This is a genomic window from Methylotenera mobilis JLW8, from assembly GCF_000023705.1.
GTDB lineage: Bacteria > Pseudomonadota > Gammaproteobacteria > Burkholderiales > Methylophilaceae > Methylotenera > Methylotenera mobilis.
Genome location: NC_012968.1, coordinates 95,987 through 110,011 on the forward strand (window position 1 = coordinate 95,987; position 14,025 = coordinate 110,011).

The following is a 14,025-nucleotide window of genomic DNA, read 5'->3' on the forward strand; positions in this document are numbered from 1 at the left end:
GTCATGGCCGTTCAGTATGTCTCGTAAGAATGTTTGATCAATCTTAATAAGATGGTAGGCTGTTTTTTATATAAGTAATTGAAAAAAAGCAGTTACCCATTACAATCGACCTAAAATTGTTTTTAAGAAAAACTCCACAATGATAGACGGTCTAGTACAAATCTTAATCTGGCAAGGGATGGGCGAGTTAATCTCCAGATTCTTTATTCCTGATATTCCGGGGCCAGTGATTGGCTTGCTGTTATTACTCAGCTTTTTGGTCATTAAAGGCGAGGTTAACCAGCCGTTGGGGATGGTGGCTGATACTTTCCGTCAACACTTGGGTTTACTCTTTGTGCCTGCATCTGTGGGCGTTGTGTTGTTTTTACCCGACCTCAAAACGCATGGATTAGCGGTCACTTTGGCGTTGTTAGTGAGCGTGGTGCTGACTATTGCCGTCACCGCATTGGTGCTTAAGCTTTTCTGGAAAGCGACCCATGACGAATAACCGCTTACCAATCTCTGAAATTTGGGTGTATCTTTCGGGCGATCCATTATTTGCGCTGGTGCTCACGTTAGCGACTTACCAGCTAGGTTACATGATTTACGTTAAAGTGAATCGCCACCCTGTATTTAGCCCTGTCGCCATTTCGGTGTTGCTGATTACTTGCATTATTTCCTTGATGAACATGCCTTACCAAAAATACTTTGAAGGCGCGCAGTTTGTGCATTTTCTATTGGGTACAGCAACGGTGGCATTAGCCGTGCCCATTTATCGAGGCTTTAATGATTTAAAAGGTAAGTTATTCCCCATTACACTAGCATTAACCATTGGCAGTGCGGTGTCGATTTTTGTAGGGGTGGTTATCGCGAAAAGCATGGGTGCTGGTAGTACGATAGTTGGCAGCATGTATGCAAAATCTGTCACCGCGCCCATTGCTATGGGTATTGCCGAGCGCATTCATGTCTCACCCACCCTCACGGCGGTGTTTACGGTGATTACAGGGATGTTGGGTTCTATTTTAGCGCCGTATATTTTTAACGCGCTCAATATCAAACATTGGTGGATGCGCGGCACTGCGATTGGTGTGGGGGCACATGGTTTAGGCATTACCCGTGCGTTTAGCGTTAATGATGAAGCTGGCACGTATGCGAGTATGGCAATGGGCTTAAATGGCGTATTGAGCGCCGTGTTATTACCATTTATTATTGGGTATATTCGTACCTAGATTTATAGAATTAAGCTCACTCTAATCTAGTGATTCCTGCCAAAGCCTTGTAGCTAAGAAGGCTAGACATGGTGCTTGAACGTTAACAATTGGTCGTTACAGCAGTTCTTCCACGTGTTTTTTAATATTTTCTGCAATCTTCTTGGTAGGTAAATCGTTATCGTCATTACCAAATGGGTCTTCAATTTCCTCGGCAATCAGTTCTAAGCTAGCAAGCACATAGAAAATAAACACGACAATCGGAATCACGTAATAGCCCAAGCTTAATACATATCCAAATGGTAGTGTCATCACGTAAAAGAAGATGAATTTTTTAATAAACGCGCTATAAGAGTAGGGGATCGGCGTGTTTTTAATGCGTTCGCAGACACCGCAAACGCCGGTAAATGAATCAAGTTCGTCTTTAATGAGGTAGAGCTGGTCACCGGTTATTTTCCCTGTGGTGTAGAGCTCATTGGCTTTTTGGAACAGGATTTTAGCCACTTGGTTAGGGCTGTGGGTGTGATGGTTTATGGTTAAATCTAAGCCTTCAAACAGTGTTAGGCTGACTTCTTCATTGGCTAAATGTTTAGAGAGCACAGATGCATAGATCGGGATGGCTTTTCTAAAGAAGTTGCGGTCACTTTCCTCCGAAAGATAAGCGGAGAGCTTTAGCGCCAAATTGCGGCTGTTGTTGACTAACGCGCCCCATGCTTTTCTGCCTTCCCACCAGCGCTCGTAGGCGGTGTTGGTTCGGTAAGCCAATAATAGTGACAGTACAAAACCAACCGTGGTGTGCATGAGCGGGATATTCTTCACATGACTTTTATCGGATAGTTGCCACAACTCTAACTCTAGGTAGGCAATGCCACCGGCGTAAAGTCCTATGAATATCATCATGGGGATAAGCCGCCTAAAGGTATCCGATTCGTGAAAACGGAAGATAAAAATAATCCAGTCTTTAGGGTTATATTGAATCATTGCTTTTGCTAAACGCTATCTATTAAAAGTTTGCAGCGAGTATAGCATGACAGCAATGTTGGGCTGGAACGGCGGTGCCGCAGTGGTATTCACTGCGGGTGATAGCTGCTAAGCCAGCACTACTTAACTAAACGTAACATTCTCAATCTATTACATGCCTTAGCGCGAAATAGTGCTAATTTTGTAAGAAGCTACCAAATAAAACTAACCCAAGTAGCGAGGTAATCAATATCACCGCCACCAGCTTTGTCCACCTGCGTTCCTGTGTACATATGCACATAGGATGCGGTAGCGACCACATGCCGGTTAATTTTCCATTGTGCTGCGGCCTCTAATGCGGTGCCTACATATTTGGATGCATCTGCAGCTGGTAACAGTACACGCCCAGTGGTTGCGTAAATTGCATCTTGCTTGCTGTGTTTCCAGATAAAGTCACTGCCAAATGTGATGGTCAGGTCTTCTCTGGGCTGCATTTGTAGCGAGGCGTGAATGTCCGCCAAGTTGGCTGGGCGAAAAAACGCGGCATCATTGAAGTAGTTAGCTTTAAAGAATAATGGATTGAAGGTTTCTAATTTGCCGTCTTTTTTATTGCTATCACCACTTGCGATATCGGCTTTGACACCCAAGCGTGGATGCCAGGCAAGGTCTTTAAAGGTGTAACCGGTGTCGCTGGCGAATGTCCAGGCGCGAATCTCTTTGTCCCCCACCTCGCCTAGTTGAGCCACGGCTTCCCAGTCGTAATCCCATTGGCCGTTCTTGCCAAACCAGCGAAGGCCTAAGGTATGCCGATTCTCCGTACCCTTGGCACCTACATAAGCGGCTTCTTCATTACGGTAGTTGAGGTAGTAAGCGTCTACACTGGCGCCAGATGTGGCGCTTAATGGTGTGCTGGCATAGATACCACTAAAGGTCTGTGCTTGATTTGGCTTATCTGCTTCGTATCTATCTTCTTTTACTGGGCGGGTAATAAATCCGTATAGTTTCTTATTGCCCTCGTTAGAATGAATAAACTGTAAACCATCGAATTTAAGTTGCGTATTTGGCCCCGCTCGGGTGGCAATCAGTCTGCCAGAGCCGTAACTCATGGAGAACCTGCCTGCACGAATGGTTTGCCTGTTCCCATTTGGGCTTGGGTCGCCAAAGGTATAGTCAACAAAGGCTTGCTGTAAGTCTAGCGGGTTCTGGTTCACGTCTAACTTTTGCTCGCCGCCAAACTGCACACTGGAGATTCCTTGCACAAAGAACCGTAGGCGTTCATTTGCATGCACGTCCGCATGCAGCATGATTCTTTGTAAGCCATAATGGTCACTGTCTGCGCCCTTAATACCAAAGGCTTGATTGTGAGACTGCTCGTAGCGCTCTCTGATTTCTCCGCCGAAAGAAAGGTAGCTTTCAGTATTTTCAGGGTCTAACGGGATGTATTTAAATGCATCAAATGGGTCGTTACGTTTTGCAGGGTCTGCCAGATAAGAATAGCGCTCTGTGTAGCGCAAGATAGTATAAGGTGGTGGTTTAGCGTTTGGTGCGCCAAACGGTACGTCTTCTGCAAGGATTGATTCATGGGGATGAACGAACTGGGTTTCATGCTGCTGGTGATCAACAACACTGTAATCTGCGGCCATGGCCGGAAAAGTGATGACACCAGCCATCATTGCTGCAGTTAATCTAATTGGTACCGCGCCAGAAGTTTTGATTATGTTGTTCATGATTTAAAAATTCTAAGATGCTGGTTTAATGGCGAGTTAATTGAGATAAATAACAAGCGGGGCAGAAGGGGGTATTCCCCTTCTGATTTTAATAACTATTTCTTAGTGCTTTGCGCGTTAAAAGAAGTGATGAGATTACGGTAATCAGGGATATGGTTAGATAACAAAGTCGCCAAGCCCTCAATATCACGACGCCAATCACGATGTAACTCACAAGCCACCCCAAACCAAGTCATGAACTGAACACCGGCAGCTTCCATACGGCGCCATGCCGCATCACGCGTCATTTCATTAAATGTGCCAGAAGCATCCGCCACCACAAACACCTCAAAACCCTCTTCAATCGCAGCCAGTGCTGGGAATGCTACACACACCTCGGTCACCACGCCGGCAATGATGATCTGCTTCTTACCTGTGGCTTTAATCGCCTTCACGAAGTCCTCGTTATCCCACGCATTGATTTGGCCAGGACGTGCAATATAAGGCGCATCAGGGAACATCTCTTTTAACTCAGGCATCAACGGACCGTTAGGACCATTCTCAAAGCTAGTCGTTAAGATGGTTGGCAACTGAAAGTACTTAGCAGAATCTGCCAATGCCAATACATTGTTCTTAAAGCGATCTGGCTCAATATCGCGTACTAAAGATAACAGGCCTGCTTGGTGATCTACTAGTAATACTACTGCGTTGTCGCGGTCTAGACGTACGTATGGTTTGTTCATTTTCATTTCCTTTTTTAATAATGTTTTAGTGTTTAATTTGTTTGTTGCTGGAACGGTTCCCACTATACGGAGATGAAATGTTGTGCACTAGATGGTTAGATGACAAATTACTTTTCATTTAAATGAACAATAGCCCAACCTAACTTAATCCTGTGACAATAATGGTTTGAGTGTGCCCAGATGCGTTTTAGCCGGGAACAGGCAACAATTCGTTAAACAATTCTTTAGTGATGCTAATATGTCAGTAAATATCCAATCAAATCTGAGTCTAGCCTCAGATGAAAGATTGTCAGCCCCCAAGCGTTCCTTACACGCCATTGTTGCTAATGCTATTGCATATATAAGCCATTGATACAGATGAAATTAATGAGTTCAGATAAGAAATGGAATCTCAAGTGCCTCGTAGCCGCTGTAGTCACTACGCTGGTGGTATTCCTTTTTCTTAATCATTTTCTCAATCTGCAAAAGCAAAAGTTAAAGGCAGATGAAACGCTGAAGTCCTCTGTTTATGGCAACCTGCTGTGGACTGAGGTGGATCGTGAGTTAAATTCACTGCTGTTTATTTCTAATGGCATGGCGAGCTTTATTTCGGCTTACCGCGATGATCTGCGCCCAGAGAAAATTAAATTTATTCTCAAAGATTTATGGCAGCGCTCCAAACATGTGCGTAATCTGGGTGTGGCCGTAGGCTACAAAATTACTTACGTGTACCCGGAAGAGAGTAATTCACAAATCATTGGTAAGGATTTCCGCGATATACCCAAACAATGGCCCAAGGTGAAACAGGCGGTGGACAGCCGCGAAGGGGTGTTTGATGGCCCGGTTGATTTATTGCAAGGTGGCCGGGGTTTTATTTACCGCTACCCGATATATTTGGATGACGAGTATTGGGGCATCATGTCTACGGTGATCAATACCGATGAGTTTTTGTCGGCGGCATTTAAAAATACGCCCAAAAATCACCAATTCGCGATTCGTTCATATGGCAGTAAAACGGTGTTTTATGGTGATCCGCAATTGTTTGCAGATAAAAACACCTATAAGCAGACCAGTGTCGTGCCCAATGGCAAATGGGAGTGGGCGATTAAAAACCACTCCAACGCCTTTACCGATCAGTTTATTGTTTACCAGTTGCTTGGATTTTTATTTAGCCTGTTCTGTGGCGCGGCGGTTTATCGCATGATTCACGCCATGCGTAGGCTGTCTGAACAGGCCATGCTGGATAGTTTGACCCACCTGCCGAATCGTAGACTGCTACAGGATCGCATGGATATTGCCTATCACTCCTGTAACCGCTCGCACAAAATGATGGCGGTTTTAATTATTGATATCGATTATTTCAAGAAAATCAATGATACCTATGGCCATGATTTTGGAGATGAGGTGATTAAAACCGTGGCTAATGGTATCAAGGCTACGCTACGTGATACCGATACTGTGAGCCGAGTCGGTGGCGATGAGTTTATTGTGCTATTGAAAGAGTTTAAAGTTTTAGAAAATGTGCACTCTATTGCACATAAGCTCACCGAGGTGTTTGCCAGCCCCTGGTTAGTGTTAGATAAAGAAATAACGATACATTTAAGCATAGGAGTTTCGGTTTACGACCCGGAAAATCCTGTCGGTATTAAAGAGCTGTTAAAAGAAGCGGATATCGCTTTATATGATTCCAAAGCGCAAGGGCGTAACCGATTTAACTTTTATCAGAAATAGATCTTATTTCAGTGGCGTTATGCATAAGCAAAGTTAAGTAACTGAGGGTTTATTTATTCATTTAATTAAACCCTCAGTTTTAGCGCAATACTACTGACCGAATCGTCTGCCAAAGCTCACTGCATATGCTCCTGGGCGTGCTAATAGTATCTGGTCATCAGAGGCGGCGATGCCGTCCACTAAATTGAGCGGGCTGAACATGGTGGCTTTTTCAAATGCTACGCCATTGGCATCTATATTTTTCAGCGTGAGTGTACCCAGTTCTACCAGCTTTCTATTTTCTGGCCACACCACGGTTGGATCATTCACCTCATCGTCTTTAGCCGCTAACTGCACGCTGATTTTGAACTTAGCTGGTGCTTTGCTTAAACGTAGTGGCAATTCGTCCACCAAATAGTTGGGGGCGGCATTTGTAGACTGCTCTTTACTTAGAAACTCTGTACCGTTGATAGGGGTGATGCGGTAGCGCCCATATTGGGTTTCGCCTTGGGCATTGGTAAATGCAAATGCGTTTACCCCGTAATAAGCTTCTGTGGCAAAGCTCACCGGTGCTGGTTTGGGCATTTGTACAAAGCTGAGCGCTGCAGGATGCGAGCCTAAAAATTGTTCTATTGGTGTTGGTTTGGCAGCGCCCGCGCCACTTGCTGCAATGGCGTTGAGTAGCCCTAAAAAGTCTTCAGGCGTGGCTGCCGGAAAGCCATTGGTAGAAATACTTACAATATCGGTATAGCTTGCATCTGCAAGTTGAAAGCGAATGGCGATGCCTTTAGGGAAAGAGTTACCATCGGCATCCGGGATGGTTGGCAAGCCTGTCGCATCGGAAAAACGCACAGTGACAGGGCTGGCTTTGGTTTGCAGGTGCGCGGCACTGCTGAGGCTAGCTGCCGATTTTGCCGGTACAAATTCACCTTGCGCCACAATGCCCTTGGCGTGGTTGGCGCGATAGCCTTTGTGTGGCCCACCTGATAGTTTGGTGAGGGTGTTCACAATTTGTTCAGTGACTGGTTTATCACTTTCAGTTGCATCCTCTGCATAAACATTACTCATGCTGAATACTAGAGCGGTGAGGGCAAAACTTTTAATTAAGGTATTTTTTGTTTTCATGGAGTTGTCCTAAGTATAAATGTGGGTGAGTAAGTATAAAGCTGATGCTGTTGTTAAATGGTCAATCAGGCTGGCGCTGAGAAAAATGTGCAGCGCATTTACTATTGGCAGAACCATATTATCTGATGATATGGATTCGAATATTACTCTTATCCGGCCCGCTGTAAAATAAATGAGTCATAAGCTTGATGAAGATAAAAATTAGTGTGCATGGGCAGTATTGTCTGAGCATGGCTAGGATAAACAGATTCGCAGTTCTTTATAATTGTTAGTTTTTAATATATAAGTTTTAAATATTAAAAGTTATATATATGCCGTTATATTATCCAGCCTAAATTGCATTAGGGGTACTTTATGGGGCATATAGAATTTAACGAATATGGTGAGGCTGAATATAAGGCAAGAAGCGGCCCGCCTGTTATCACCTTTAAAAATCTCAATCAGGTTAGCCTTTCAATTAGGGCAAGTGCGTTGGTGTTTGAAGACCCAGAGTCAAGCAAGTTGCTGTCATTGATCGAACGGGTTGCCCCTAGTGATGTTACTGCTTTTATTATGGGCGAGACCGGCACGGGTAAAGAGCTAGTGGCGCGCCACTTGCACGCATTAAGCCCGCGTAAACATGGCCCATTCGCCGCGATTAATTGCGGTGCATTTTCTGAGTCTTTGGTAGAGAGTGAGTTGTTTGGGCATGAGAAGGGATCGTTTACCGGTGCTGTATCCAGCAAGCAGGGGTGGTTTGAAAGTGCTAATGGCGGAACTTTGTTCTTGGATGAGATTGGTGATTTACCACTATCTACACAAGTTAAATTATTGCGCGTTATTCAGCAGCGAGAGATTGTACGTGTCGGCTCTAGAAAAGCCACGCCTATTGATGTGCGGCTGGTAGCTGCGACCAATGTCAATTTGGAAGATGCAGTCAAAGCCGGCCGCTTTAGGGAAGATTTGTACTATCGGATTAATGTAGTGCCGATTCAGATTGCGCCTTTGCGTAATAGAGTTGGTGATATTTTGCCGTTGACCGAGCACTTTCTGTCCATCTACAAAAATCGCCTGCATACAAAACAGCCGACATTAGCATCCGAAACCATCAAGCTGCTGCATGACTACCCATGGCCTGGCAATATTCGTGAGCTTGAAAATGTTATTCATCGTGCGTTATTGGTGAGTGATGGTAATGAGCTACGTCCGCGCGATTTAAATTTGCCAGCGATACAGGCGGCAGCAGGTTCAGCGTCTGGCGCGTTTGCGGGCAACGCTTTTCAATATGCAAGCAATGAAGTGTGCACCTTGGATAAAGCGCTTAACGAAATTATTCAATCTGAGCCTGAGCATTTATATGAAACGGTAAATCGCAAGTTAGTGTTATCTGCTTATGCATATTGCCGCCAAAATCAGGTGCAAACCGCACGGGTGCTAGGTATTAGTAGAAACATATTACGTACCTTGCTGAAACAGTTTGGCGTGATTCAATAGTTAGCTAACGTGTTGTTCACTTTGCAACACCTCTGCTTGATAACAAGCAGAGGTGTTCTTTTTTAACCAAGAATTCTAGTATAAACGCTATTTTTAGCCATTAATTGCAGGCATGAATCGTGCTGGTGTTAATAGGTAAGTTTTACTTAATTGACGCTTTTTTCGCAAAGGATTAAAAAATGAAAGTTGTTGCTATCTCCGGCAGCCTCAGCGCGCCGTCTCGTACCAAAGCATTGGTAGAAAATATTCTTAACAACGTAACGCAAAAAGTACATGCTAAACATACACTGATTGATATTGCACAATTTGCACCAGAGCTAGGCAGTACCGTTACTTATAATGATTTCCCTAAAGTGTTGTTTGATGCTTATGCAGCGATTGCTGAGGCTGATTTAATTATCATTGGCACCCCTGTGTACAAAGCATCCTATACCGGACTATTGAAACATTTTTTTGATCTACTTGATCCAAAGTTATTAGTTGGTAAGGTTGCAGTGTTGGCTGCTACTGGTGGCACCGACCAGCATGCGTTGGTGCTGGAGTATCAGTTAAGACCATTGGTTAGCTTTTTTGGTGTGACCACGGCACCTACTGCCATTTATGCGCGTGATAATGAGTTTATCGATTACCGTTTACATAGCGAGGCGATTGAAGCGCGTGTTAATACCGCGGTTAATCAGGCGCTTAATCTACTAGAAAGCAAAACGGCACAAGCACTTGCTGCTTAAACTTTAAATGTACTCAACATAGAAAAAAGCCCATGCAGAAATGCATGGGCTTTTATTTTTTTGTGGATTGTTAGTATTGTTGGGCTAGTTTGCTTGAGTGATTACTGCAAGCTTTGTGATACCAGAGCGTTCAATCGCTGCCATGACTTTTGCAACTGAACCATATTTAACAGACTCGTCTGAATTCAAATGATAAGTTTGGTCCGGATTGCTGTTGTATCTTGATTTTAACTCTGGCTCCAGTGCTGCTAGCGCCACAGCCTGTTTATCAATGTAAACGTTGCCTTCTGCATTCACACTAATAGTGACCGGTGTGCTGGAGTCAGCTAGTTTGGTTGCACTCGCTTTGGGTAAATTAACGGTGATTGCATTATTGAGCAATGGTGCAGTCACAATAAATACTACCAGCAGCACCAACATCACATCCACTAATGGAGTGACGTTGATTTCGCTTAACACGTCATCACCATCACTTTGGGAGGAAAAAGCCATTATGCTACCGCTCCTTTCAGGTTGTGTACCACCGCTTTTTCGCCTTGGTTAGCGGTTGCGTCATTATTTTTTCTGAAAGTTGCCTTGCGTGACAAAGTAATTAAGTCTTCTGCAAAGTCATCCAGATTATTGCTGCTGGTTTTTAATCTGCGTAAGAAAAAGTTATAAGCCAATACTGCGGGCACGGCAACTGCAATGCCTACTGCAGTTGCAATCAATGCCTCACCTATTGGGCCCGCCACTACATCCAAGCTGGCAGAGCCGGTTTTTCCGATGGCAGAGAGTGCATGCATGATGCCCCACACCGTGCCGAACAGACCAACGAATGGTGCTGTGCTGCCTATGCTCGCTAGCACTACTAGACCGCTCTCTCTGGTGACGCGCTCTTTCTGAATTTGCTGGCGTAATGCGCGCTCCAGTACATCTTGTCTATCGCCAAAATGTTGTAAGTCATTGGCAGTGTTGGAGTCAATATCTTTTAATACATTAAAACCTACAGTAGCCACCCGGTAGGCAGGGCCGTTGTGGTCTTTCAGGTCTGCGGCTGATTGGAAATTACGCGCACTCCAAAATGCTGCTCTGTATTTAACATTTTGCTTGCGGATTAACCATACCTGTAAAGATTTGGCCAAGATTAAAGTCCACGTGACAAAAGACCCTGCAATCAGTGTTAATAGCACGGCTTGTACAACAATGGAGGTAGAAGTGTCAGAAAAATTATACATAGTAAGATTACCTTTATTTAGCTAGTTTGAATTCAATAGGGACGGTCGCCCAGCCATCAATGGCAGTGCTACCACGTTTGGATGGTATGAATATCCAGTTTCTAACGGCATTGCTTGCCGATTCATCCAAAGTCTTGCGACCGCTGGATTGTTTTATTTCCACCTTGTCCGGCTTGCCGTTTGCCAGCACATGCACGCGTAGCAGAACTTTGCCTTCCCAGCCCTGGCGCTGTGCAAACGCAGGGTATTCTGGCGGTGGGTTATTTAAATAAGCAGCGTTGCCTGTTGCCTCAGTAATTGGCTCTTCTGCCTTTACCGTTGGGACTTCTGGTGCAGGCGGGGCCGCCACTATTGGTGCCGCAGTGACTGGTGCCTGACGGTTCTCTGGAATAGTGATAGCCTCGGCTGGTACGTTTTCCTGAGCGACTGCTGTGCGTAATGCAGGCGCAGGTTTTGCTACTTGTGGTGTTACCGGTTTAACCATCTTGGGCGGTGGAGGCGGTGGCTTAGGCGGCTCAATCACTTCTGGTGGCTTGGCTTTGATAAATTCAATCTCCACCTTATTCAGCTTTGGTTGCTGCACTGCCGGTGTTGCCTGGTAGTTCAGATAGGCAATCACAGCTACGCCATGCAAGAGCGCCGCGAGTGCGCCTAATGCCAATAGATGGCGCTTATTAATGGCCGTATGCTCAATTACAGCATCTGGTTTAAAGTCGTATGCAGTGAGGTGCGGATACATTATTGTTTCAGTGTCATAGGCGGTCGTTGCCTCTATGTCAGCACTGGCAAATGCGACTGAAGATCTGGTTAATGTAGACATATTAATCCTTCTGCCAAGGGTGATGATTTGCAGCCAGCATTACTCCACCCCTGTCATCGAGAAGTCAGACATGACATCAGTCTTGATATTTTGGAATAAATACGAAGAGCGGTCGCGTGGGCGAGGAAGTGGTACAGGGACGATACGCTTGATGCGGCCAGGGTGGGACTCCATGACCACAATACGGTCACCCAAAAATATGGCTTCTTCAACGTCATGCGTGACTAATATGGTGGTGAGGCCCTCTTGTTCCCACAGACGTTGCAGCTCCTGCTGCAGCTTCAGCCTAGTCAGTGCGTCCAATGCGCCAAATGGCTCATCCAACAGCAACAGTTTGGGCTTTAGCACCAATGCTCTGGCAATAGCCACACGCTGTGACATACCGCCAGAAATCTGATGGGGGTAGGCTTTTTCAAAGCCGGTTAAGCCAACCACGTTAATCTGCTGCTGAACACGCAGCTTACGCTCATGTTTAGGTACATCCGTGGCAGAAAAAGCTAAGTCTATATTTTCTTCCACAGTCATCCATGGGAATAAGCGATGCTCCTGAAACACAATGCCGCGGCTTAGGTCTGTGCCTGTTATCAGTTTGCCCTGATAGATAATGGACCCTGCGTACTGTGTGTCTAGACCAGCGATTAACCTAAGTAAGGTAGATTTTCCGCAACCGCTGGTACCAACGATAGATAAAAACTCACCTGGAATAATCTCAAGGTTAATGCCATCAAGCACTTTAAGCGTCGTATTTTGCAGTTGGTAGCTTTTTACTACGTCCTGAATCAATAAAGACTCTTTATTTATCGTTTTATTAGTTTTGGTGGTGATCAGGTTTTTATGAGGATGAAGTGCAGCAGGGGAATCTGTTGCTATATTCACCTTGTTAAAAGGTGCTGCGCTTTTGCTAAAGTCTATAGCCACGTTATATGTTGTCATGCCTTAAATTCTCCATACCAATAAACAATTGCCACGAATGGCTCTGAATCTATACTGCAAACGCCATGCCAAAATAAACTTATGTTTATAAACATATAGTTAAGTAATTTATGTGTATTTTTAAGCCTTTTATTTGTTGCTTAAGCAACAGTCGATAAATGATTGCTGTTGAATTGGCAGCATATGTATTTGGATCCGTGTGCATGCTTAGGCTGCTGCTTAGGCAACAGCACTGTTGCTGTTGCCGCATATGCTCTGCGGTGTAATCAGCAGATTGGCTCGTAAATTAAGTTTTTGTTATATATGTTATTGATTCGTATATATTTTATTTGTTGGCATGAAGCGTGCTCAATCCTAATCAAGTTTTGCGTGTGTCCACGCATTAAATATTTAGGGAGAAATCATGAGTACAGCATTAGACACACTTTGGTATACACGTTGCCCTGTGCCAACAGGATTAGGCATAGCCGTGCAAAAAGGCTGGTTAGAGGAGAGTTTTCGCGCGAAATCTACCAAGATTGAATCATTGCGTGAGTCAAATAATCAATCAGTACGCGAATCGCACTTTGACCATACTTTAGCTAATTCAGTCCGGCATGGCGGTAATATCCCAGCGATATGGGCACGTGCTATTGGTCGCGAAACCAAGGTAATTGGTCTGTCATGGGCAGATGAGGCTCAGCTGATTTTAACTACGCCTAGTTCTGGTATACGCAATGTTAAAGATTTAAAAGGTAGAAAGTTTGGTTTGCCTAGGTGGGTAAATGTACAGATTGATTTTGTTCGTGCACAAGCGTTACGCGGATTAGAAAATGCACTTAGTTTAGACGGCTTGGCGGTAAGCGATGTTGAGATTGTGGATTACGAGATTGGCATTGGCTACAGCGACGCGCCAGCTAAAAAAAGTGCGGATGGTAGCTACATCTTCGGCAGCCAGTCAGGCAGCCGTAACGACGAATTAATAGGTTTGCTACGTGGTGAGGTGGATGCCATTTTTCTCAAAGGGGCAAGCGCAGTAGCACTAGCGAGTCAGCTAAATCTTGTGACGGTCATTGATACTGGAGCGCATCCTGAGCCGTTGATTCGTTCCAATAATGGTACACCACGTACTTTGAGTGTGGATACTCATCTAATTGAAAATCATTTTGATGCGGCTGAGCGTATCGTGGAACAGGTGCTTCGCGCTGAAGATTGGGCACATGTACACCCTGATGAAACACGTCGCTTCTTGGCTAAAGAAACCAACAGTAGTGAATATTGGGTAAGTGTAGCGTATGGCGCAGATGCACATCTGCGTCTGCAAACCGATTTTGCACAGACGTCTATTGATGGATTGCAGGATTTTGTGAATTTTCTGCACCGTTGGGAATTTATTCCTAAGCCATTCAATGTGAATGATTGGATTGATACCAGACCTTACGATGCTGTGATCAGCAAGCGCTAG

Annotated in this window: 14 protein-coding genes; 6 read left to right on the top strand and 8 right to left on the bottom strand. The window is 44.8% G+C overall.

Annotation, left to right across the window (positions count from 1 at the left end; genetic code table 11):
- Window positions 1-139: 139 nt before the first annotated feature.
- The gene (locus MMOL_RS00440; RefSeq protein WP_012777458.1) at window positions 140-487 is read left to right on the top strand and encodes a CidA/LrgA family protein; all 348 of its coding nucleotides are present in this window, start codon (window positions 140-142) and stop codon (window positions 485-487) included.
- Window positions 477-1,208 carry an LrgB family protein gene (locus tag MMOL_RS00445; protein WP_012777459.1) on the top strand — a complete coding sequence of 244 codons (732 nt, stop codon included), beginning with the start codon at window positions 477-479 and terminating at the stop codon, window positions 1,206-1,208. The genes MMOL_RS00440 and MMOL_RS00445 overlap by 11 nt, the downstream gene beginning before the upstream one ends.
- A gap of 96 nt (window positions 1,209-1,304) precedes the next feature.
- On the opposite strand, the gene MMOL_RS00450 is transcribed toward MMOL_RS00445, so the two are convergent.
- The 3 genes from MMOL_RS00450 to ycaC form a co-directional block, all read right to left on the bottom strand.
- Window positions 1,305-2,168 carry a bestrophin family protein gene (locus MMOL_RS00450; RefSeq protein WP_012777460.1) on the bottom strand — a complete coding sequence of 288 codons (864 nt, stop codon included), beginning with the start codon at window positions 2,166-2,168 and terminating at the stop codon, window positions 1,305-1,307.
- 191 nt (window positions 2,169-2,359) lie between these two features.
- The gene (locus MMOL_RS00455; RefSeq protein WP_012777461.1) at window positions 2,360-3,874 is read right to left on the bottom strand and encodes an alginate export family protein; all 1,515 of its coding nucleotides are present in this window, start codon (window positions 3,872-3,874) and stop codon (window positions 2,360-2,362) included.
- A gap of 95 nt (window positions 3,875-3,969) precedes the next feature.
- Entirely contained in the window at window positions 3,970-4,596 is a 627-nt protein-coding gene (gene ycaC / locus MMOL_RS00460; protein ID WP_012777462.1) for an isochorismate family cysteine hydrolase YcaC, read from the bottom strand.
- Window positions 4,597-4,953: 357 nt separating this feature from the next.
- Here ycaC and MMOL_RS00465 point away from each other — a divergent pair, with 357 nt between their 5' ends.
- The gene (locus tag MMOL_RS00465) at window positions 4,954-6,306 is read left to right on the top strand and encodes a sensor domain-containing diguanylate cyclase (protein WP_012777463.1); all 1,353 of its coding nucleotides are present in this window, start codon (window positions 4,954-4,956) and stop codon (window positions 6,304-6,306) included.
- A gap of 90 nt (window positions 6,307-6,396) precedes the next feature.
- Here MMOL_RS00465 and MMOL_RS00470 read toward each other — a convergent pair whose 3' ends face one another.
- Window positions 6,397-7,410, bottom strand: coding sequence for a catalase family peroxidase (locus tag MMOL_RS00470; protein WP_012777464.1), 1,014 nt, complete (start codon window positions 7,408-7,410; stop codon window positions 6,397-6,399).
- 354 nt (window positions 7,411-7,764) lie between these two features.
- On the opposite strand from MMOL_RS00470, the gene MMOL_RS00475 reads away from it, so the two are divergent.
- Both MMOL_RS00475 and MMOL_RS00480 read left to right on the top strand, forming a co-directional pair.
- Window positions 7,765-8,883 (top strand): sigma-54 interaction domain-containing protein, encoded by a 1,119-nt coding sequence (locus tag MMOL_RS00475; protein WP_012777465.1) that lies wholly within the window; start codon window positions 7,765-7,767, stop codon window positions 8,881-8,883.
- A gap of 179 nt (window positions 8,884-9,062) precedes the next feature.
- On the top strand, window positions 9,063-9,611 hold the full coding sequence (locus MMOL_RS00480) for an NAD(P)H-dependent oxidoreductase (RefSeq protein WP_012777466.1): 549 nt from the start codon (window positions 9,063-9,065) through the stop codon (window positions 9,609-9,611).
- Window positions 9,612-9,695: 84 nt separating this feature from the next.
- Here MMOL_RS00480 and MMOL_RS00485 read toward each other — a convergent pair whose 3' ends face one another.
- From MMOL_RS00485 to MMOL_RS00500, 4 genes are read right to left on the bottom strand one after another with little or no spacing between them, the layout of a single operon-like run.
- Window positions 9,696-10,103: an ExbD/TolR family protein gene (locus tag MMOL_RS00485; RefSeq protein WP_012777467.1), complete on the bottom strand. Its 408-nt coding sequence runs from the start codon at window positions 10,101-10,103 to the stop codon at window positions 9,696-9,698.
- Complete coding sequence (locus MMOL_RS00490) at window positions 10,103-10,828, bottom strand: MotA/TolQ/ExbB proton channel family protein (RefSeq protein ID WP_012777468.1); 726 nt, start codon at window positions 10,826-10,828, stop codon at window positions 10,103-10,105. Before MMOL_RS00490 ends, MMOL_RS00485 begins: the two co-directional genes overlap by 1 nt.
- A 13-nt stretch (window positions 10,829-10,841) precedes the next feature.
- Complete coding sequence (locus MMOL_RS00495) at window positions 10,842-11,648, bottom strand: energy transducer TonB (RefSeq protein WP_012777469.1); 807 nt, start codon at window positions 11,646-11,648, stop codon at window positions 10,842-10,844.
- 39 nt (window positions 11,649-11,687) lie between these two features.
- Window positions 11,688-12,581 carry an ABC transporter ATP-binding protein gene (locus tag MMOL_RS00500; protein WP_012777470.1) on the bottom strand — a complete coding sequence of 298 codons (894 nt, stop codon included), beginning with the start codon at window positions 12,579-12,581 and terminating at the stop codon, window positions 11,688-11,690.
- Between the two features lie 403 nt (window positions 12,582-12,984).
- On the opposite strand from MMOL_RS00500, the gene MMOL_RS00505 reads away from it, so the two are divergent.
- Window positions 12,985-14,025 (top strand): ABC transporter substrate-binding protein, encoded by a 1,041-nt coding sequence (locus tag MMOL_RS00505; protein ID WP_012777471.1) that lies wholly within the window; start codon window positions 12,985-12,987, stop codon window positions 14,023-14,025.

Coding starts and splice junctions, on each gene's coding strand:
- MMOL_RS00455 (WP_012777461.1), bottom strand. CDS start 3,874: ATGAACAACATAATCAAAACTTCTGGCGCGGTACCAATTAGATTAACT.
- ycaC (WP_012777462.1), bottom strand. CDS start 4,596: ATGAACAAACCATACGTACGTCTAGACCGCGACAACGCAGTAGTATTA.
- MMOL_RS00475 (WP_012777465.1), top strand. CDS start 7,765: ATGGGGCATATAGAATTTAACGAATATGGTGAGGCTGAATATAAGGCA.
- MMOL_RS00495 (WP_012777469.1), bottom strand. CDS start 11,648: ATGTCTACATTAACCAGATCTTCAGTCGCATTTGCCAGTGCTGACATA.
- MMOL_RS00465 (WP_012777463.1), top strand. CDS start 4,954: ATGAAATTAATGAGTTCAGATAAGAAATGGAATCTCAAGTGCCTCGTA.
- MMOL_RS00490 (WP_012777468.1), bottom strand. CDS start 10,828: ATGTATAATTTTTCTGACACTTCTACCTCCATTGTTGTACAAGCCGTG.
- MMOL_RS00500 (WP_012777470.1), bottom strand. CDS start 12,581: ATGACAACATATAACGTGGCTATAGACTTTAGCAAAAGCGCAGCACCT.
- MMOL_RS00445 (WP_012777459.1), top strand. CDS start 477: ATGACGAATAACCGCTTACCAATCTCTGAAATTTGGGTGTATCTTTCG.
- MMOL_RS00485 (WP_012777467.1), bottom strand. CDS start 10,103: ATGGCTTTTTCCTCCCAAAGTGATGGTGATGACGTGTTAAGCGAAATC.
- MMOL_RS00505 (WP_012777471.1), top strand. CDS start 12,985: ATGAGTACAGCATTAGACACACTTTGGTATACACGTTGCCCTGTGCCA.
- MMOL_RS00480 (WP_012777466.1), top strand. CDS start 9,063: ATGAAAGTTGTTGCTATCTCCGGCAGCCTCAGCGCGCCGTCTCGTACC.
- MMOL_RS00440 (WP_012777458.1), top strand. CDS start 140: ATGATAGACGGTCTAGTACAAATCTTAATCTGGCAAGGGATGGGCGAG.
- MMOL_RS00450 (WP_012777460.1), bottom strand. CDS start 2,168: ATGATTCAATATAACCCTAAAGACTGGATTATTTTTATCTTCCGTTTT.
- MMOL_RS00470 (WP_012777464.1), bottom strand. CDS start 7,410: ATGAAAACAAAAAATACCTTAATTAAAAGTTTTGCCCTCACCGCTCTA.